The 20074-nt window shown below is 68.0% G+C and carries 17 protein-coding genes and 1 pseudogene; 2 read left to right on the top strand and 16 right to left on the bottom strand.

Going from position 1 to position 20074, the window contains the following annotated elements:
* Window positions 1-5: 5 nt before the first annotated feature.
* The 4 genes and pseudogenes from LK409_RS00165 to LK409_RS00145 all read right to left on the bottom strand — a co-directional run bounded on the left by LK409_RS00165 (window position 6) and on the right by LK409_RS00145 (window position 6247).
* Window positions 6-665 (bottom strand): GntR family transcriptional regulator, encoded by a 660-nt coding sequence (locus LK409_RS00165; RefSeq protein ID WP_049788684.1) that lies wholly within the window; start codon window positions 663-665, stop codon window positions 6-8.
* Window positions 666-797: 132 nt separating this feature from the next.
* Window positions 798-2261: a short-chain fatty acid transporter gene (locus LK409_RS00160; protein ID WP_010927493.1), complete on the bottom strand. Its 1464-nt coding sequence runs from the start codon at window positions 2259-2261 to the stop codon at window positions 798-800.
* A 30-nt stretch (window positions 2262-2291) separates the two neighbouring features.
* Window positions 2292-5678: pseudogene (locus LK409_RS00155) on the bottom strand (molybdopterin-dependent oxidoreductase).
* Between the two features lie 164 nt (window positions 5679-5842).
* A complete protein-coding gene (locus tag LK409_RS00145) occupies window positions 5843-6247 on the bottom strand; it encodes a RidA family protein (RefSeq protein WP_003807774.1) in 405 nt (134 codons plus the stop codon).
* A 143-nt stretch (window positions 6248-6390) separates the two neighbouring features.
* Here LK409_RS00145 and LK409_RS00140 point away from each other — a divergent pair, with 143 nt between their 5' ends.
* A complete protein-coding gene (locus tag LK409_RS00140) occupies window positions 6391-7380 on the top strand; it encodes a LysR family transcriptional regulator (protein WP_010927492.1) in 990 nt (329 codons plus the stop codon).
* Here the strand turns inward: LK409_RS00140 and LK409_RS00135 are convergent.
* The 3 genes from LK409_RS00135 to LK409_RS00125 all read right to left on the bottom strand — a co-directional run bounded on the left by LK409_RS00135 (window position 7367) and on the right by LK409_RS00125 (window position 10101).
* A complete protein-coding gene (locus LK409_RS00135; RefSeq protein WP_010927491.1) occupies window positions 7367-8332 on the bottom strand; it encodes a Bug family tripartite tricarboxylate transporter substrate binding protein in 966 nt (321 codons plus the stop codon). The genes LK409_RS00140 and LK409_RS00135 overlap by 14 nt on opposite strands.
* A gap of 63 nt (window positions 8333-8395) precedes the next feature.
* Window positions 8396-9628 (bottom strand): CoA transferase, encoded by a 1233-nt coding sequence (locus LK409_RS00130; RefSeq protein ID WP_010927490.1) that lies wholly within the window; start codon window positions 9626-9628, stop codon window positions 8396-8398.
* The gene (locus LK409_RS00125; RefSeq protein ID WP_010925819.1) at window positions 9625-10101 is read right to left on the bottom strand and encodes a MaoC family dehydratase; all 477 of its coding nucleotides are present in this window, start codon (window positions 10099-10101) and stop codon (window positions 9625-9627) included. The genes LK409_RS00130 and LK409_RS00125 overlap by 4 nt, the downstream gene beginning before the upstream one ends.
* Window positions 10102-10253: 152 nt before the next feature.
* On the opposite strand from LK409_RS00125, the gene LK409_RS00120 reads away from it, so the two are divergent.
* A complete protein-coding gene (locus LK409_RS00120) occupies window positions 10254-11216 on the top strand; it encodes a LysR family transcriptional regulator (RefSeq protein ID WP_003807766.1) in 963 nt (320 codons plus the stop codon).
* Here the strand turns inward: LK409_RS00120 and LK409_RS00115 are convergent.
* From LK409_RS00115 to LK409_RS00075, 9 genes are all read right to left on the bottom strand, one after another.
* A complete protein-coding gene (locus LK409_RS00115; RefSeq protein WP_010927489.1) occupies window positions 11194-12447 on the bottom strand; it encodes a CaiB/BaiF CoA transferase family protein in 1254 nt (417 codons plus the stop codon). The genes LK409_RS00120 and LK409_RS00115 overlap by 23 nt on opposite strands.
* Window positions 12448-12538: 91 nt before the next feature.
* Window positions 12539-13561, bottom strand: coding sequence for an acrylyl-CoA reductase (NADPH) (gene acuI, locus LK409_RS00110; RefSeq protein ID WP_010927488.1), 1023 nt, complete (start codon window positions 13559-13561; stop codon window positions 12539-12541).
* Window positions 13562-13661: 100 nt separating this feature from the next.
* Window positions 13662-14642, bottom strand: a complete 981-nt coding sequence (locus LK409_RS00105) for a Bug family tripartite tricarboxylate transporter substrate binding protein (RefSeq protein ID WP_010927487.1) — start codon at window positions 14640-14642, stop codon at window positions 13662-13664.
* Window positions 14643-14695: 53 nt separating this feature from the next.
* Window positions 14696-15031, bottom strand: coding sequence for a carboxymuconolactone decarboxylase family protein (locus LK409_RS00100; protein WP_003807759.1), 336 nt, complete (start codon window positions 15029-15031; stop codon window positions 14696-14698).
* A 44-nt stretch (window positions 15032-15075) separates the two neighbouring features.
* Complete coding sequence (locus LK409_RS00095) at window positions 15076-15840, bottom strand: enoyl-CoA hydratase/isomerase family protein (RefSeq protein ID WP_010927486.1); 765 nt, start codon at window positions 15838-15840, stop codon at window positions 15076-15078.
* A 23-nt stretch (window positions 15841-15863) separates the two neighbouring features.
* Window positions 15864-16604 (bottom strand): IclR family transcriptional regulator, encoded by a 741-nt coding sequence (locus LK409_RS00090; RefSeq protein ID WP_003807755.1) that lies wholly within the window; start codon window positions 16602-16604, stop codon window positions 15864-15866.
* 7 nt (window positions 16605-16611) lie between these two features.
* Window positions 16612-18186, bottom strand: a complete 1575-nt coding sequence (locus LK409_RS00085) for a class I adenylate-forming enzyme family protein (RefSeq protein WP_010927484.1) — start codon at window positions 18184-18186, stop codon at window positions 16612-16614.
* 13 nt (window positions 18187-18199) lie between these two features.
* Entirely contained in the window at window positions 18200-19177 is a 978-nt protein-coding gene (locus LK409_RS00080) for a Bug family tripartite tricarboxylate transporter substrate binding protein (RefSeq protein WP_003807753.1), read from the bottom strand.
* A gap of 311 nt (window positions 19178-19488) precedes the next feature.
* A complete protein-coding gene (locus tag LK409_RS00075; protein WP_033446648.1) occupies window positions 19489-20070 on the bottom strand; it encodes an ureidoglycolate lyase in 582 nt (193 codons plus the stop codon).
* Window positions 20071-20074 lie beyond the last annotated feature (4 nt).

The following is a 20074-nucleotide window of genomic DNA, read 5'->3' as shown; positions in this document are numbered from 1 at the left end:
ACCGCTCAAAGCGCCGCGGCGAACAGCGGTTTCCACGATTCGATGTGGCGGGTGATCAGCGCCACGATGGCCTCGGGTTGCTGCTTGACGGCCAGGTCGATCATTTCGTAGTGCTCGTCGACCGAGGCGCGCTGGCGCACGCGGCCCTCCTCGGAATTGATGCCGTAGAGCCGCATGTCGGCGCGCAGATGCATGATCATCCGGGTAAGCAGCGGGTTGCCTGCGCGCGCGACCAGGGCTTCGTGGAAGCGGCGGTCGGATTCGATGTACTGCCCCACGTCCTGGTCCTTGACCGCCTGGGCCACTTCGTCGGCCAGCGCGACCAGCGGCGCGGTGTCGGTCAGGCCCTGGCGCGCCAGGGTAGCCAGCGCGCCGGATTCCAGCATGACGCGCACGTCGAAGTGGTTTTCCAGGTCCTGCACGGTGATGGCCTGGACCCGGAAGCCGCGGTTGCGCAAGGGTTCGACCAGGCCCGAGCGGCTCAATTCCAGCAAGGCCTCGCGCACGGGCGTGGTGGAGATGCCCAGCTCGTTGGCCAGGCTGGGAACCGAATAGATCATGCCCGGCGCCGCGGCGCCCGACACGATCCGGGAACGCAATTGCGCAATAACGGACTCTCGCAGATTCGCGGGCGGCGCCATCCTCGCCATTCGGTTTACCTCCATGCTGGTTCGTGCGTTGTTGTAGCCCTCACTTTAACAAAACCGCTGATGTAGCGCGTGACGCGCCGCAGTGGATGGCGGGCGGTTTTTCAACTTGCATGGTCCATGGATGGGCAGGCGCAATGGCGGGCGGCCTCACTGTCCCGGGATGACGGGCGGGACATAGCTGAAGGTGTGCATCAGGATCGCGCCGGCGGCCACGACGATGGGGAAGTGCACCAGGAACTGCATGGCGGTATAGCCGACCAGGTCCTTGGATTTGAGGCGCAGTATCCCCAGCAGCGGCAGCATCCAGAACGGGTTGATGAAGTTGGGCAGCGTTTCGGCGATGTTGTAGACCATGACGGTCCAGCCCAGGTGGGCCTGGATCTGGTTGGCCGCGTCCATGATGTACGGCGCCTCGATCACCCACTTGCCGCCGGCCGACGGAATGAAGAAGCCGAGGAATGCCGAATAGATGCTGACCAGTATCGAGAACACGCTGCTGTCGTGCGCCAGGCTGACGAACCAGTGCGCGATCGCGTCCGACAGGGTATGCCCCTGCACGTTGGCGACCTTGGTCAGCACGTAGCCGATGCCGCCGTAGAACGGAAACTGCAGCATCACGCCGCCGATGCTGGGCATGGCGCGGCCGAAACTCTCCAGGAAGCTGCGCGGCCGCCAGTGCAGCAGCAGGCCCAGCAGCAGGAACACGAAGTTGTAGGTGTTCAGCTGCGACATGGTGATGAACGGGTTGCCGCTGCGGAAGGTGAGATACAGCCACCCCGAGGCCAGCCCGACCACGGCCACGGTCAGCCAGGGGCTGAACTCCAGGTAATCGCCGGGGCGCTGGCGTTGCGCCGCCTGCGCCTCGGGTTCGGTCAGGTCCACGCCCAGGTCCTGGGCGGTCAAGGAGCGCTCCGGGCTGGGCGCCGTGAAGTAGCACACCAGTCCCGAAACCACGGTAACCAGGATCACTACCACCAGGTTCTGCCAGGTCAGTATGGTTTCGGAGAAGCCGATCACGCCGGTGATGGGCATCAGCGAGGCCGGAATGCTGGCCGGCGTGGCCTGCAGCTGCGCGGCCGACGAGCTCATGCCCAGCGTGAACCCGCAGCCCAGCCCCAGGTACCCGGCCGCGCCGGCCGCGCGGTAGTCCAGGCGCAGATCGTTGCGACGGGCCATTTCGCGCACCAGCAGGCCCGAGAAAATCAGGCTCAGGCCCCAGTTGACCAGCGACAGCAGGATGCTCAGGGTGCCGATGAACACCACGGCGCCGCGCGGGGTCGAGGGCACGCGCGCCAGCGCCCGCAGCAGCCGCGCCACGGGCGGCGACAAGGCCAGCACGTAGCCGGTGATGGCCACCATGGCCATCTGCATGGTCAAGGGGATGATGCTCCAGAAGCCTTCGCCGAACGCCTTGCTGACGGCAAGCGGATCGCCGCCGTGCAGGATGGCGCCAAGCGCGACCACCGCGCACGCCACGACCACGAAGACGTAGGCATCGGGAAACCATTTCTCCGCCCAGGCGACCATGGCCTGGGAGAAGCGTTCCATGGGACTGGCTATGGCCTCTCTGCCCTGTGCGGGGGCAGCGGCGGTTAGATGATTGTTGGGCATGGCAAACTCCTGAGGAAGGCAAGAATAGGATTACCTGCGCAGCGTCAAAGGCGTGATCGGAACCGCCTGGCAGGTCAGGCAGGTGTCCGCGGAACCATCGAAGTCAATGAGGTGGGCCACCTGCCCGGAAACGATGTGCATGGCGCAGCTCTCGCATTGGTCAACGCGGCAGCCGCTCGGCAGGGACAGCCCGGCGCGTTCGGCGGCGTCGAGCAAGGTGCCGGCCGCGGGGTCCCAGGTGAAGCCGCCCTGCTCTGCCTCGATCTCGATCGGCTGGGGCGCCAGGGTGTCCGGCACGCGTTTTTCGCTGGTGAACGTTTCCGAGAAAATGTCGAAACGCGGGATGCCGCGCGCCGCCAGCGCGTCGGTGCATAACGCCAGAAAACCCGGCGAGCCGCACAGGTAGACCAGCGGCCGCGCCGCCACCGTCTCCGGCGACAGCCATGCGAAATCCAGCCGGCCGCGCTGCTGGTAATCGCGGCCCGGCACATCGTGGCTTGCCGGCTCGACATACACGGTCAGGGTGCGCACCGACCCGATACGCTGCGCCAGCCGCTTGAGCTCGGCCCCGTACGGGTGCGACGAACCATCGCGGCAGGCGTGCACCAGCAGCACCGACGGGGCAGGCCCGGCGTCTTGCGCCAGCGCTTCCAGGTAGCCATGAAAAGGGGTAATGCCGATGCCGCTGGCCATCAGTATCACGGGCCGCGCCGTGCGCAAGGGCGGTGTGAAGACGCCCGCCGGCGCGGACAGCAGCACGCGCGCGCCCTCTTCCAGCGCATGCAGCGCATTGGACATCAGCCCGGCGGGGCCGTCGCCGTCGCGTACGCGCCGCACGGCGATCGACAGGTGGGCGGGTTGGCGATTGGGGCCGGTCAGCGAGTAGGCGCGCCGCACGGCGCCGCCGGGCATGGAGACGATGACGTGCTGCCCCGGCAGGAAATCGGGCAACGCCTGCGCGTCGCAGGCAAGCAGGCGGAACTCCGCCACGTCATGCGCGATGCCGCGCTTTCGCGCCAGCACGAATTCGCGCGCGCCGCTCCAGCTGCCGCGGTTGCGCGCGTCGTCGCGCACGATGTCGCACACCGTGGCGCGCAGGGGCACCGAGCCGCTGACGGGGTCGCGGTGGCGATCGGTCATGATGGCGTTGATATTGCTGGACGCGGGCCCGACGATGGCGCCGTCGGCGCGCCCCAGGCCCTCGCAGCCCTGCCACCAGCCGAACTCGGCGATCGCCACGTTGGCGTGCAGGTCGGCGTTGATTTTCGCGCGCAAGGCGACTTCGCCGTAGGGCGTGCGCACGCGCACCCAGTCGCCGCTGGCTATGCCCCGGTCGCGCGCGGCCTCGGTGCTCAGGTACACCTGCGGATCGGGCGATTTGCGCCGCAAGGACGCGACATACCGATGCGACGAATGCACGAACCAGCCGCTCTTGGCCGTGCTCAGCACCAGCGGGTATGCGCCGGCATGCCGCGCCGGCGTGTCGGCCGGTTCGACATGGGAAGGCAGCGCGGGCTGGCCGATGTCGTGCAGGGCCGCGCAGTGGATCTGCACCCTGCCGTCGTGCGTGGGAAAGCCGACGGGCTGCCCGTCGCGCAGGGTCTTGTACTTTTCGTGGGCAAACGGCTGCGGAAAGCGGATGCCCTCGGGCTGCCTGCGCAAGGCCTGCACATCGATACCCAACGGCGCCAGCTGGTGGTTCCAGCACGCATCCATGTCCGCGCCGAAGAACGCATCGCGCAGCCCCAGGCGGCGCGCCAGCTCCAGCACGATCTCGTAGTCCGCGCGCGACTCGCCGGCGGGCTCCACCATCCTGGGGCGCAGTTGCACATGCTCCACGGCCGCCTGCGTGATCTCGAAACCCAGCTTCAGCGCTTCGCGCTCCCAGGGCATGTTGGCCGGCAGGACGATGTCCGCGTTCATGGCGGTCGGGTTCATGCTCATGTCGACGTGCACATGGAAGTCCAGGGCCTGCAGCGCCTCCAGATTGCGGGCGGTCTCGGCCTGCGAGACCAGCAGGTTCGTGCCGAAGCTGACCAGCGTGCGCACCGGATAGGGGTCCTGTTGCAGGACGGCCCGGCAGAAGTCGCGCGCCGTGATCCATCCCAGGCTGGGCGGCCCGAGAGGCAGTTCGTCCAGCCCCAGCGCCTTGGCGCGTTGCACCGGCGACAGCAGCTCCCGATACCCGTTGACGGCGCGATACGGCGGCGCCACGGTCCACAGGTTGCCGCCCTTTCTGTCGCATGCGCCCGTCAAGGCGTATAGCGTGGCGATGGCGCGGTCGGTCTGGGTGGCGTTGGTATGCTGGCCGACGCCGGTCCAGGAGTGATAGGACAGCCGGGGCGCGTTCTCGAAGATGGCGTTGAATTGCGCCAGCTCGGCCTCGTCCAGCCAGGCCAGCCTGGCGACCTCGTCCGGCGTGTAGCGCTCCACCGCAACCCGCAAGGCGTGCATGACCGTCACGGCCTCGCACGCGCGGCCGTCGTGCAGGCGCAAGGTTCAGGATCCGAACAGCTCGGCCCGCGCGGTATCCGCGCCGCGGCCGCTGGCGGCCGGCCTGCCGTCCAGCATCACCACCCGCGCGGCCGGGTCGGCGTCGGGCCACAAATCCGCGGCGCGCAGCAAGGCGCCGCTTGCGCCGTCCACCAGGTACGGCCCGTTGCTCCAGCGCGCCACGAAGCCGTGGTCGAAGCGGCCGGTATGCAGCAGGTGGCGTATGGCGCCCAGCGCCAGCGCGCCATCGGCGCCGGGGCGCACCCGCAGCCACAAGTCCACCTGCTGGCTGGATCCCTCCCGATTCGGATCCACCACCACCACCCTTGCCCCGCGCTGGCGCGCCGCCGCGATCCGCGCGGCCTGCGCCAGCCAGGTCCGCGCGGGGTTGTGGCCCCACAGGAGCATGGTGTCGGTGTGCTCCAGGTCCGGCACGCCGATGCCGCGCCCGAACGTCAGCGCATGGGCATAGTCCTTGTGCCAGCCACAGACCTCGACCGCGTAGATCAGGTTGGGGCTGCCGAACACCCGCACGAATCGCTCGACCCACTCGAAGCTGTCCACCATGGGCGTGCCGCTGGGCGTGGTGACGGCGAAGGCAACGCTTTCGGCGCCATCGCGCCGGCGCGCGACCGCCAGCCGCGCGGCCACTTCGTCCAGGGCTTCGGACCACTCGATTTCCCGCCAGCCGGGGTCGGCCGCGCCGCGCGGATTGGTCCGCCTGAGCGGGCGCAGCAGGCGATGGCTTTCGGCCATCATTTCCGGCGCCGCGCGGCCCTTGGCGCACAAGGCCCCGCCCGTGGGATGGCCGGCAAGCGGCGTCACGGCGACCAGCCGGCCATTCTCGACGTGGTTGACGGATCCGCAGCGCGACCGGCACAGCGTGCAGTACCCCGTGACTTGCTCCATATTGCTCTTGCCCATGTAATGCGTGACGCGCTACTTAATTTGAGCGAATAGTAGCGCGTGACGCATTACATAAGAATGAGGGGAAACACGGATAGGGATGGCGGTCTTTGGCCCCGGGGAGCGGCGGCCACCGGAGGCCGCACGGCCGGTCCAGCAAACCGCGGCCCCCGATGACCGCCTCAGTCCTGGCTCGCCCGTGGCAGCTTCGCGATCACCTTGATCTCGAAATCGAAGCCATACAGCCAGGTCACGCCGACGGCGGTCAGCGTAGGATGCGGCGCCGGGCCCCAGTACTCGGGCACCACTTCCCAGATCTGCTCGAACCGGGACTGAGGGTCGACCATGAACACGGTGACATCGACCACGTCGTCGAAGCCGCACCCGGCGGCTGCCAGGATGGCGTTGAGGTTGTCGAACGCCTGGCGGACCTGGTCCTGCAGCCCCTGTTTCGGCGAACCGTCTTCCTGGCTGCCGACCTGGCCGGAGACGAACAGAAAGCCGTTGGACCGAATGGCCGGCGAATAGCGGTTGCGGTCGTACAAGGCCTGGCGGCCGGCCGGAAAAACCACGTTGCGTGCGGACATTGAAGTATCTCCATCATGGATGATTGAAACGTGCCCATCGGGGCAGCGCGAGCCACTTTAATGAGCGCCGCCGAGCCGATAAACAGGCGATCGCACCCAACATTGTTTGTAGAATCCAAACAATCGGACAGCCTGGAACAACGATGGATCGTTTCGATGCGATGCGGGCATTCGCCCGCGTAGTGGAGACCGGCAGCTTCACCAAGGCGGCGGACACCCTGCACATGAGCAAGACCAGCGTGACGCAACTGGTGCAGCAACTGGAAGCGCGCCTGCGCGTGCGGCTGCTCAATCGCACCACGCGCAAGGTCAACGCCACCGCCGACGGCGCCGCCTACTACGAGCGGGTGCGGCAACTGCTGGCCGACCTGGAAGACGCCGAGACCAGCCTGTCCGGCGCGTCGGCCACGCCGGGAGGCAGGCTGCGGGTCGATGTGCCCAGCCCGTTCGCCAGCACGATCCTAGTCCCGGCGCTGCCGGCCTTCCAGGCGCGGTATCCGGACATTCTGCTGCATCTGGGGGTCAGCGACCGGGAAGTGGACCTGATCGACGAGAACGTGGATTGCGTCATCCGGGGCGGCCAGATCGGCAACCTGTCGCTGGCGGCACGCCATGTGGGCGACCTGCAGCTGGGCGTCTACGCTTCGCCCGGCTATCTGGCGCGCGCCGGCGTGCCCGCCCATCCGCGCGAGCTGCAAGACGCCCAGCACCGCATCATCGGCTTCTCGTGGTCGCGCGCGCGCCGTCTGTTTCCCTGCGCCATGCGGCGGCGGGCGGACGAGCGCATCGAGGTGGCCGGCCGCCATGCCCTGCTGCTGGACGAAGGCAATGCCTATCTTGCCGCGGGCCTGGCCGCAATGGGGGTGATCGGGGTGCCGACGTACATGGCCGAGGCGCACGTCGAGCGCGGCGCGCTGATACGGCTGTTCGGCGACTGGCGGCTCGACCCCATGCCGCTGTATATCGCGTATCCGCAGAACCGGCATGTCAGCGCGAAGCTGCGCGTGTTCATCGACTGGATCGTGGAACTGATGGCGCGACATGCGCCGGTGACGGACGCACCGCCGCCGCACCGGTCCGCCAGGATGCCTGGCGGGCCGGCCGCTATCCCGACCGATATCACTGGGGCGTGATGCCGAGCCGCTGGATCATCTCGCTGACGCGCTGGTTCTCGGCGGCCAGTACTTTCCTGGCCTCCTGGCGCGATGCGGGATAGGGGTCGATGCCCAGGGTCACGAACTGCTTGGCGACATCGCTGGCGCGCAAGGATTCGAGCAGGGCCTGGTTGATCCGCTCCAGGCGATCCTCGGGGGTGCCCTTGGGCGCCATCAGTCCGACCCAGGCGACCATGTCGAAGCCCTTGATCTCGCTGACTTCGGCCAGCACCGGCACATCCGGCATGCTGGCCGAGCGCTGTGCGGAAGAGACGGCGTAGGCGCGCGCGCGTCCGGATTTCACGTGCGGGGCCACCGACGCGACGGAGTCCCACATGAACGAGACCTGCCCGCTCAGGACATCGGTCAGCGCCGCGGCGCTGCCCTTGTACGGAATGTGCTGGGCCTTGATGCCCGCGCTGTCCATGAAGACTTCCGCGGTGAGGTGCCCGATGGACCCGTTGCCCGACGAGGCGAACGTGTACTTCTCAGGGCTCTTGCGCAGCAGGTCGATCAGTTCCTGCGCGGTCTTTGCCGGGAAGTCGGACGAGGTCACCAGCACATAGGGCACCTTCGCGACCAGGCCGGCCGGTTCGAGATCGGACGGCGAGAATCCGCTTTTCATCAGCAGCGGGTTGACCGTCACCGAGCCCGACGAGCCGGCCAGCAGGGTGTAGCCATCGGCTTCCGATTTGGCCACCACCGTGGCGCCGATGGTGCCGCCGGCCCCTGCCCTGTTTTCCACGATGAACGGCTGGCCCAGCGCCGCGGCCAGCTTTTCGCCGGCGGCGCGGGCGGCCACGTCGGTGGCCTGGCCGGGCGTCCAGGGCACGATGATGCGCACCGGCTTGTCGGGATAGGCCTGGGTCGCGTGCGCCTGGGGCGCCAGGATGCAAAGTGCCGCGGCCAGCGAGGCAAAGCGCAATGTCATGACAGTCTCCTTGTTGTAAAAGCCTTTTTGCTAGCTGATCCGGGCAAGCGCCCGCCCAGCTGCCTAATGGGCGCCCCGTGGGTCGCCGGATGGTCCCGCCACCACGCCGGCGGCATGCAGGTCCGATAGTTGCCGGGCGCTCAGGCCAAGCAGCTCGCCCAGCACCTGGTCGGTGTGCTGGCCCAGCCGGCTGGCGCCCTGGGTAGGCTGGCGCGTGGCGCGCGGCTCGCGCACCGGCGTGCCGAGCGCCCAGTGTTCGCCGGCGCCGGCCGTCGCGATCCACTCGAAAAGCGGGTTGGCGCTGCCCGCCCGGCCGTCCCGGGCCAGCATCTGGGTCGCCGTCTGGTACAGGCCCCAGCAGACGCCGCCGTCGTCGAGCGCGGTCTTGGCCTGCGCCAGCGTGCGGGCCCGAAACCAGGGCTCGCAGGCGGCGGCGATGGCGTCCCGGTGCGCGAAGCGCTGCGCCTCCTCGGCCAGCTTGGCGCCCGTGCGCGCTTCGATGGCGGCCACCGCCTCGGCCAGGCCGCATGTCCGCACCAGGCTTTGCCACTGCCCTTTCGAAATGGCCGCGACCATGACCCGGTTTCCGTCGCGGGTGACGAAGTCCCTGCCGAAGGCGCCGTAGAGATGATTGCCCAAGGGCTCGCGGTCCTCGCCCAGCAGCTCGGCCTGCGCCAGCGTACCAAGGTGCGACATCAGCGCAAACGCCACGTCCGACAGCGCCAGCCGCAGCTCCGCGCCCTGGCCTGTCTGGCGCCGCCTGAGCACCGCCGACACCACCGCCATCGCGGCCTGATAGCCGCAGCACGCGTCCCAGGCCGGCAGCGGGCTGTTGACCGGCTCGCGTCCGTCGCCGGTGGCATGCGGATAGCCGGTGGCGCAATTGACCGTATAGTCGACCGCGCTCGAGCCGTCCGCGTTGCCTTCGATGGTGCAGGTGATGACGTCCGGGCGGCCCTCGGCCAGCGCGGCGTGGGACAGCCAGGGCACGCCGATGTTGGTAAGCAGGATGCCGGCGTCCGGCCCCGGCGCGCACACCAGCTTTCTGGCCAGGTCACGGCCTTCGGGCTTGCGCAGGTCCAGCGCGACGGAACGCTTCTGCTTGTTCAGGCCCGTCCAGTACAGGCTTGTTCCGTCGGGCATGCGGGGCATGCGCTCGTAGTCGATGCCTCCGCCTGTCATGTCCAGCCGGATCACCTCGGCGCCGAACTGCGCCAGGGTCAGGCCGGCCAGGGGGGCGGCGATGAAGGCGGAGCTTTCGATGACCCGCACCCCTTTGAGGAAATCCAGGTTCACTGCCGCGCCCCTGCGAGCGAGGCCCGCGACGGAACCAGGCAGCTGCGGACAAAGCGCATGAAGACGACCCCGTCGGCGCGCACGCCTTCGGTGCGCACGGTCACGACCCCCTGGCCCGGACGGGACTTGCTCTCGCGCACCGACAGCACCTGCGAACGCGCGTACACGGTGTCGCCGGGATGCACGGGGGCCAGCAATTCGATCTCCTGCCATCCCAGGTTGGCGACGGCGTTGGCGCTGATGTCGTCGACGCTCATGCCCAGCACGATCGCCAGGGTCAGGCCGCTGTTGACCAAGGGCTTGCCGAACTCCGTCTGCGAGGCGTAGTGATGGTCGCAATGGGCCGGGTGGCGGTTCATCGTCAGCAGGCTGAACTGGATGTTGTCCGCCTCGGTGATCGTCCGGCCGGGCCAGTGCGCGTACTGATCACCGGTCTTGAAGTCCTCCAGCAACCGGCCCCGGGCCAGCAGCATACTCTTGGCGTCCATGCTCAATGCTCTCCTGTAATGCACGGAAAGCATCATAGGAGGCTTGCGCAAAGTTATTATGTGATTAATCTTATCGATTATTCATCTATTGAAGTCCGCGGCGCGCCGGCCGGCGCGCCGCGGCCGGAGCTGGCCGCATGGGCAAAGAAAAGAGCCGACCCTTACCGAACATCAATCTGAAGCTGCTGCATACGTTCATGCTGGTGGCCGAGCATTGCAGCTTCCGCCAGGCCGCCGAGCTTTCGCACCGCTCGCAGGCCGCGGTGACGGGACAGATCAAGCAGCTCGAAGCGCAGCTGGGCGTGGACCTTTTCCACCGCACCACGCGGCAGGTCAGGCTGACCGCCGAAGGCGCGCAATTGCTGGAGAGCGCGCGCCGGGCGGTCCACGAAATGGAGAACGGGCTGCGGCAGATCCAGGAAACGGTGGACCTCAAGCGCGGCCGCATTTTCCTCTCGTGCTCGACCACCGTGTCGTCGACGCGGCTGGCGCCCATCCTGGCGGCTTTCGAGCGCGACTATCCCGGCGTGGAAGTGTTCGTGCGGGAGCTGACCTCGGGCGATATGTTCGAGACGGTGCGCCGCGAAGAGGCGGACTTCGGCATCGGGCCCATCATGGAGCTGCCGGAGTTCGATTTCGAGCCCATCCTGACCGAGAACCTGTACGCGGTGGTGCCCAGGAATCTTTTCCCCGACACCGCTGAGCAGATCACCCTGGCGCGGCTGGCCTCGATGCCGCTGCTGCTGCTCAACCCCGGCACGGCGCTGCGCGCCCTGATCGACGATACGGCGCGCAGCCGCGGCTTGACGATCAATACGAAGTTCCAGTTTTCGCAGGCGCAGACGCTGATATCGATGGCCACCGCCGGGCTCGGGGCGGCGGTGCTGCCCGCCATGGTCTTGCCCGCGAAGCCGCACAAGGATGTGCAGGTGCTGCCCATCGCGAGCCCCCGGATGACCCGGGACGTGGCGATCGTGCGGCTGCGGCATAGAAAGCTGACGCCCGCCGCGGCCAGGCTGGCGCAACTGGTGCGCGACCTGATCCACGGGCCGAGCGGACGGCGAACCGCCCGGGCGACTACACGACGCCCGCCTGCCTGAGCGCCGCGAGCCGCTCGCCGCACACGCCCAGCAGCTCTTCGAACACCCCGGCGTTGTCCTGCCCCAGCGCGCCGCCGGCTCGCAGGAACCGGGCCGGCGTGCCCGACAGCCTGGGCACCGGGGCCGGCAGCACCGTCTTGCCGATGCGCGGATCGTCGACTTCCATCAGGTTCCCGCGCGCCCGGTATTGCTCGTCCTGGAAGATGTCCTCGATCGAGTACACCTTCGAACACGGCACGCCCTCGTCGCGGCACAGGTCCAGCAAGGCTTGCAGGTCGAAGCGGGCGCTCCACGCCGCCACCTGGGCATTGATGGCCGGCCGGCTTTCCGCCCGGGCCGCGGCGGTGGCGAACCTGGCGTCGCCGGCCAGTTCGGGCTTGCCCATCGCGCTGGCCAGGCGCTCGAACATCCGGTCATTGCTGCACGCAATCGCCACCCATTGGCCGCAGCGGGTCTGGTAGTGGCTGTGCGGCGCCACATTGGGAACATCCGCGCCCAGCCGGCGCCGCACGAAGCCGGTTGCCGCGTACACGGGCGCGATTTCATCCAGCAGGCGGAACACGGACTCGTACAGGCCGATGTCGACGACCTGGCCCAAGCCGGTGTGGTTGCGCGCCTGCAGCGCCGTCAGCACGCCGATGGCGCCCCACAGCCCCGAGATATAGTCCGCGAGCGAGGTCGAACCCGGCACGACCGGCGGGCGGTCCGGCTCGCCGGCCAGGTGCGCCAGCCCGCCGAACGCATGCGCGATGCGGGCGAACCCCGGCTCTTCGCGCTTGGGCCCGTCCTGCCCATAGGCGCTCACGCGCAGCAGAATCAGGCCAGGGTTGAGCTCGGACAGGACGTCGTAGCCCAGCCCCCATTTCTCCAACGTGCCGGGCCGGAAGTTCTCCAGCACCACATCGGACTCGCGCACCAGCTCCTTGAACAGCGCCGCGCCCTCCGGGGTGCGCAGGTCCAGCGTGACGAAGCGCTTGTTGCGCGCCTCGCTCATCCACATATACGTATCGCCGCACGGCGAGGGCGTGCCGAACTTGCGCAACGAATCGCCGCCCTTGGGCTGCTCGATCTTGATGACGTCGGCGCCGAAGTCGGCCATGATGGTTCCGCAAAACGGCGCGGCGAGAAAGGTTGCGATATCCAATACCCGCAACCCCGACAAGGCCTTGGGCGGGTGCGGGGCTTCTTTGAGATCTGCTGCCACTGCTGGCTCCTGGTAGAACGACTGCATCTGCTGTCACTCTCGCAGGCTAGCGGCTTGCCCCGAACCTGACCAATCGAATTATCCGAAGGTTTATTCAGTTTTACTGGCTATATCCGCGTCAGCCGGCGCCGACGTCCACCACCACCCTGCCCCGCACCTGGCCCGCCAGCAGCCGCGGCGCCAGGTCGACCACTTCGTCGAGCGTGATGGCGCGCGTGTTGGCATCGGTGATTTCGGCCGGCAATTCGCTCGCCAGACGGCCCCAGGCCTCGGCGCGGCGCGCGAACGGCGCGTAGACGCTGTCGATCCCGGCCAGGGTGACGCCGCGCAGGATGAAGGGCGCGACCGTGGCGGGAAAGTCCATGCCTTGCGCCAGGCCGCAGGCGGCGACGGTGCCGCCGTACCGGATGCTGGCGCAGACGTTGGCCAGGGTGTGGCTGCCCACGCTGTCGACCGCGGCGGCCCAGCGTTCCTTCTGCAGGGGCTTGCCAGGCTGGTTGAGCGTGGCGCGGTCGATCAGTTCGGTGGCGCCCAGCTGCTTGAGGTAGTCGACTTCGTTCAGGCGCCCCGTGCTGGCGTGCACCTCGAAGCCCAGCCGCGCCAGCAGGCTGATGGCGATGGTGCCGACGCCGCCGTTGGCGCCGGTGACGAGCACCGGCCCCGCCTCTGGGCTGACGCCGGCGCGCTGCAAGGCCATGACGCACAGCATGGCGGTATAGCCGGCCGTGCCGATGGCCATGGCGCGGCGCGCGTCCATGCCGCCGGGCATGGGAACGAGCCAGTCGGCCTTGACGCGCGCCTTGCGCGCCAGGCCGCCCCAGTGGGCTTCGCCCAGGCCCCAGCCGTTGAGCAGCACGGCGTCGCCCGCGCGGTAGCGCGAGTCATGGCTTTCGAGCACGGTGCCGGCGAAATCGATGCCGGGCACCATGGGGAATTGCCGCACGATGGGAATCCGGCCGGTGATGGCCAGCGCATCCTTGTAGTTGACTGTGGACCAGGCGATGTCGACCAGCACGTCGCCATCGGGCAACTGCGCCTCGTCGAGCCGGGCGCGTTGCGCCACGATGGCGCGGTCGTCGTTCTGGGTAAGCAGCAGGGCGTCGAACATGGAAGCCTCCTCGAAGCGGGCCAGGCAGGGCATGGCCCGGGGGCCTGGCCGAGGCCGGTCTCGCGCTTCGTCCAGGAACGCCTCCAGTTTACGCAGCCTGGCGGCGCGCGCGCCACGGAGGGCGCGCGCCCCGTCAATCCAGCTTGACGCCGGCATCGCGCACGATGCCGCCCCAGCGGTTGTAGTCGTCGCGCAATATGGTTTGCAGCGCATCCGGGGTGCTGGTCAGCGTCTCGACCCGCTGGGCCCGCACCTGGGCCTGCAAGGCGGGAGACCCGAGCGCCTTGTTGAGCGCCGCATTCAGCTTGTCGCGCACGTCGGCCGGCACGCCCTGGGGCGCGATGATGGCCCACCAGAGGTCTTCGCCCGATTTGGCGTAGCCGGCCACGCCCGCTTCGTTCATGGTGGGCACGTCGGGCAGGAAGGGACTGCGCTCGGCGCTGGTCACGGCCAGCGCGCGCAAGGCGCCCGATTCGATCAGCGGCATCGAGGTGTTGAGGGTGTCGAACATGAACGCCACGTTGCCCGCGACCACGTCGGCCAGCGCCGGGCCGCTGCCCCGGTACGGCACGTGCAGGAAGCTGGTGTGGGTGAGCTGCTTGAGCAGCTCGCCGGACAGGTGGTTGGTCGAGCCGTTGCCGGCCGAGGCGAAGGTGATGCTGCCGGGCTTCTTGCGGTCCAGTTCGATCAGCTCCTGGACATTGCGGGCCGGGATCTTGCTGTTGACCACCAGCACGTTGACGAAGCGGCCCGCCAGCCCGATCGGCGTGAAGTCCTTGAGCGGACTGTAGGGAAGGTCGGGATAGATATGCGGGTTGATGGCCATGTTGCCGACGCTGGACATGCCGATGGTGTAGCCGTCGGGCGCGGCGCGGGCGATGGCGGCGATACCGACGCCGCCGCCCGCGCCGGAGCGGTTGGATACCACGACGGGAACGCCCAGTTCCTTGCTGAGCTGCCCGGCGATGGGCCACGAGAAGGTGTCCATGGAGCCACCGGCCGGAAACGGCACGATGAACGTGACCGGGCCGGCCGGCCAGTTGCCGGCGCCGGCGGGCGCCGCGGCGCCCAGCGCGCAGCAGCCGGCCAGCAGCAAGCGTGCAAGTCTCGACATTCCCTATTCCCCTTGTATGGTTTTGTACCGGGTGCGCCGCGACGGCGCGGCGGTTATTGGGCGGCGTCCACGGCGTCCATGACGCGGGCCGAGTAGACCAGCGCGGCGCCGGCGTTCAGCGCCACGGCCACGCCCAGCGCCTCGGCGATCTCGCCCTTGGTGGCGCCGTTGTCGGTTGCCGCCTTGGCGTGCACCGCGATGCAGCCGTCGCAGCGGGTGGTGACGGCCACCGCCAGCGCGATCAGTTCGCGCGTCTTGGCGTCCAGCTGATTGGTCTGCTTGCCGGCCGCCGAAAGCTGTTGATAGCCCTTGACGGTTTCCGGGCTGGCCTTGGCGATTTCGCCGATGCGCGTCATCAGTTCCGAGCGGTATTGGTTCCAGTCCAGCATGATTGATCCTTTATGGGTGAGTGAATGATTGAAAGGTGCCGCCGTTACCGGGCGTAGCGGTCGCGCACGGCGACGGCGTCCTGGGTCTGGCCGCACAGCATGGCCTGGTCCACGTCCATGTGGCTGCCCAGGTGGTTCAGCGCGTTGGCATACGCGTTGATGCTTTGCTTGGACATGCGCACCGCGAGCTCGGGCATCTTGCCGATGCGCGCTGCGAGGTCCTGGGCATGGGCGCAGGCCGCGCCGTCGGCCACGACGAAATCTGCCACGCCCCATTCGAGCGCGGTGTCGGCCGACATCTTTTCGCCCAGCAGCACGATCTGTTTCGCGCGCGCCGGGCCGACCAGGTTCACCAGGCGCGGAATGGTCTGCCATCCCAACGGAATGCCGATCTGCACTTCGGGCACGAACAGGAAGGCCGATTTGCCCATGACGCGCCAGTCGCAGGCGAGCGTGAGCGCGATGCCGCCGCCCACGTTCATGCCCTCGACGGCGACGATGGTGATCTGCGGCAGGTCTTCCCAGGCCTTGCACAGCCGGGTGCCGCGCAAGGCGATGGCGCGCCGCTCGAGCTGGGTCTTGTCGTCCAGGCTCCAGCGCGTGGCATCGCCCAGGTCGATGCCGGCCGAGAATTCGTTCTGGTTGCCGCTGAGCACGATGCACGCCACGGAGGTGTCCTGCTGCAGCTGCAGCGCGATATCTGTCAGGCGCAGCACCATCTCCTGGCTCAGCGCATTGCGCTTGCCGCCGCGGTCTATGGTGACCGTCGCCACCGCGCCTGTTTTCTCCAGCGAAATGATTTCCTTCATAGCGGTGTTCCCCTTGTGAGTCGCTAACTGTTCAGCAGTTCGGCGGCGGCCAGGTCGGCGGCCGAGTGCAGGACTTCGACGATTTCCTGCAGGTCATGCGATTTGAGGCGGGCGGCGGGGCCGACCACGCCGATGCTGTAGAGGCCGCGCGCCGGGCCGCTCATCACCGGGCAGGCGACGCTCAGCACCCCTTCGTCGATTTCGCCGTCGCAGATGGCAAAGCCCTGCCGGTGCACCTGGTCGAGCTCCTGCATCAAGGTGTCCACGCGCAGCCCCGGGGTGCTGCTGGCCAGCGGTTCGAGCAGCGCCTGGATGCGGGCCGGATCCAGGTAGGCCAGGATGGCCTTGCTCGACGAGCACTTGTCCAGCGGCCGGCCGCCCACGCCCGGGTAGATGTACAGCTGGTCCTTGCGGGTGGGCGTGACCGCCTGCACCAGGTCCACCTCGTCGTTCCACAGCCGCGCGCAAAAGGCGGTTTCCTCCAGGCGTCCCACCACGAAATTCAAGGCGGGATCGAACAGCGCCAGCTTGCTGTCCTGGGCCAGGCTGCTGCGCATCAGGCCGATCAGGCCATCGCCCAGCACGAAGTTGCCGCTGGCGTCGTCCTGGCCCAGGTAATCGATCTCGCGCAAGGTGGTGGCCATGCGATGGGTCGTGCTGCGCGGCAGGCCGGTGGCGGCGGCCAGGTCGGCCAGCGACAGGCCGCCGGGACGGCCGGCGATGGCGTGCAGGATGTGGTGGTAACGGTTCAGCGGATTGGACATGGATGGTCTAGTGCTGCTGCCGCAAGGCAATCTTGTCGACCTTGCCTATGGACAGCATCGGTAGTGAGTTGCGGACGAAAATGCGCTTGGGCACTTTATAGTTGGCCATGCGTTCGCGGCACCACTGCACCAGCTCCGGTTCCGACACCTCGGTGTCGGGCCTGAGGATCAGGTGCGCGTGGCCGACCTGCTGGTAGAGCTCGTCGTCGACGGCGATGACGGCCGACATCAGTACATTGGGGTGCTGCTCGAGCACGACCTCGATCTCGCGCGGGTAAACGTTGTAGCCCCCCGATTTATACATTTCCTTGATGCGCCCGACCAGGCGGAAGTTGCCGTCGTCCTCGCGCTGGGCCATGTCGCCGGTCTTGAGCCAGCCGTCCCGCGTGAAGGCGCCGGCCGTGGCGGCGGCGTCGCGCAGGTAGCCATTCATGCAGTACTGGCCGCGCACCTGCAGCTCGCCCTGGGTCCCGGCGGGCAGCGGCTGCCCTTGCTCGTCGGCCACGCGCAACTGGCCTTCGGGAATGGCGCGCCCCACGGTATAGGCGGCCGCCTCGAGCGAATCGCTGGCGACGATGTAGCTGACCGACCCGCACGATTCGGTCAGGCCGTAGGTGGAGCCGATGCGCGGGCAGTGCTCCTTGACGCGCTGCAGGATGGGCATGGGAATGGCCGCGCCCGAGAAAATGAACCACTCCATCCCGCGCATGATGGACATGTCGAAGGACGGCTCGCGGATCAGCATCTGCAGCATGGTCGAGCCCAGCATCAGCATGTTGACGCGATGCTTCTCGATCAGGCCCATCACCTCGGCCGGCCGGTAGCGCTCCTGGTAGATGATGGTGCCGCCGGCCAGGATCTGCGACAGCCCCCGGAAGTGCATGCCGCCGATATGGTTGATCGGCGCGAAGTTGATGACCACCGGGTGGCTGCGCGTGGCGAAGGTGCGGGCCTGCACGGTAGAGCGATAGATCAGCGCCGTCTGGCTCAGCAGGACGCCCTTGGGATTGCCCGTGGTGCCCGAGGTGTAGACCAGCATGCAGGGCTGGGCGGCATCGTCGAACGGCGCCGGACACGCAGCATCCGGCGCGTCGCACAACGCGTGCAGCATTGCCTCGTCGCAGGACGCCTGGCTGTCGTAGTACAGCAGCTCGGGACGCCGGGCCTGCGGCGCCAGCGTGGCCAGCGCCGCTTCCAGGTCATCGGCGTAGCGGCGCGCTTCGAACTCCCGCACCGACAGCACCAGCTTGGGCTGCGCGTGGCCGATCACATAGGCCATTTCGCGCGCCTGGTACCTGGGATTCAGCCCGACCCACAACGCCCCCAACCGCGCCGCGGCCAGCAGGCAGACCATGGCGTCGGGCGTGGGCGGGGCCAGCAGCGCCACGCAATCGCCCGCGCCGATGCCGCGTGCGCTCAGACCGGCGGCGCAGCGCCGCACCCGCGCGACCAGCTCGCCATAGGTGATGGCGCCATCGCCGTGCGCCAGCGCGTCGCGTTCCGGAAAGCGCCTCGCGTGCGCTTCGATGATGTCCCACCAGATCTGGCCCGGCGGCTGCATTTGCTGTTCGAGACTGCTCATTGCCCTTGCCTGTTCAGAACTTGATGTTTTTCTTTGCGACGATGTCCTTGAACAAGGCCGACTGGCTGTCCACGAACGCCTGCGTCTGCGCCGGCCCCTTGAAGGCCGCCTCGGTGCGCATGGCCTTGGCCTGGGCCAGCACGCCGGGGTCGCGCAGGGCCTCGGCGAAACTCTTCTGCAGCTTGTCGATGACGGCTGCCGGCGTGCCCTTGGGCGCCGCCATCACATAGGAAATGACGTTCTCGGCGGCCTCGGGGTAGCCCGCCTCGACCAGCGTCGGCGTGTCGGGCAGGAATTGCGAGCGGGTGCGCTGCAGCACCACCAGCGCCTGGGTCTTGCCGGCATCCAGCATGGTTCCCGCGGCGTTGATGCCGTCGATCATCAGGTCCACCTGGTTGCCGGCCAGCGCGGTCACCGCCTCCACGCCCTTGTACGGAATGTGGCGGAACTCGACGCCGGTATCGTTCATGAACACCTCGCCCGCCAGATGGGTCGACGAGCCCACGCCATACGTGGCGTAGGTGTAGCGGCCGGGACTCTGCCTGGCCGAGTCCAGGACCGTCTTCAGATCGGACGGCATGGTCTTGTTGGCGGTCAGCACCATGGACGTCTGGCCCAGCGTGGCCACGTAGTCCAGCGACTTCTCGGGCGCATAGGGCGGCGGCGACATCACGTACGGAATCAGGGTGTAGCTGGTGTTGGTGGACACCAGCAGCGTATAGCCGTCGGGCGCGGCGCCGATGACCGCGTTCACGCCGATCACGGTGCTGCCGCCCGGCTTGTTGAGGATGGTGATGGGCTGGCCGAGCACCCGGGAGGCGCGCTCGGACACGATGCGCATGAACTGGTCGGTGCCCCCGCCCGCGGAATAGGGAATGACGATCTTGATGGGCTTGTCGGGGTAGGCGGCCGCGCCTTGGTCCGCCTGCGCGGCGCCCATGCCGGCCAGGCAGGTAACGGACACCGCAAGCGCGCTGACGATTCGGTACATCGTTTGTCTCCTGATGCGCAGACTGAAGGCAGCCCAGTCGCGCAGTGGGTGATGGCAGCCGCTGGCGCGGCTTTTTATTAATCCCGCAAATTGAGATTTGATCCCATAATACGGGACAAATATTTCCCGCGCAAGCGGAATCGGCGTGACGCACGCAAGAAAAACGGCCCGTAAGGGCCGTCTCAAAACGTGGGCTGCAGGCGGGAAAGAACAGATACCGTCGCTTGACGGGTGCCTGTCCCCGCGGGGACAGGCACCCTGGCCGCAGGTGTCGCTCCCCCGGCGGGGACAGGCACGTCTTGCCACGGGCGTCAGCGCCCGTGCGGGGACGGCCCCTCCGTCGTGGGCCGCGCAGGCAGGTCGAGCCCATGCGGCACAATGGCCACGATTTCGCTTTCGCGGGCCGGCTCGCCATGCAGGTGGCGCACCAGGTCCAGGGTGGTCGATCGGCGTGTCAGCATCAGGCAGGTCACTTCGCCGCCGGAAATCCGGGTGGCGTGCCAACAGCCCGGACGCATGCAAATGCCCTGCCCCGGCGGCACCACGAAAGCGGCCAGGCTGGCCAGGTCGGGACTGCCGTCGAACGCGCTGCGCGCGACGATCTGCACGATGGCGCCGGTCAGCGGCACGATGGCCTGCTGGGTCAGCAGGTGCTTTTCCAGGGTGTCGAAACCGGGCTGGCTGACCCGGTAATTGACCCACAGCACTTCCGTCTCCCTGCCGGCGCCAACGCCGGTGTCGAACACATGCTCCTGCCAGAAATCGGTGGCCGGGTTGCTGAACCGCGGCACATCGTCGCCGGCAGGCAGCGGCTTGCCCAGCATCCAGCCATAAGGCGCGAAGGCGGCTTCGGTCAGGACTTGCGGGCGCAGGGCGGGCGTAGTGGTCGGCATACGC

It is taken from the genome of Bordetella parapertussis, from assembly GCF_020735925.1.
GTDB lineage: Bacteria > Pseudomonadota > Gammaproteobacteria > Burkholderiales > Burkholderiaceae_B > Bordetella > Bordetella pertussis.
The sequence above is the reverse complement of the archived record's forward strand: the minus strand, read 5'-3'. Positions and strand labels throughout refer to the sequence as shown.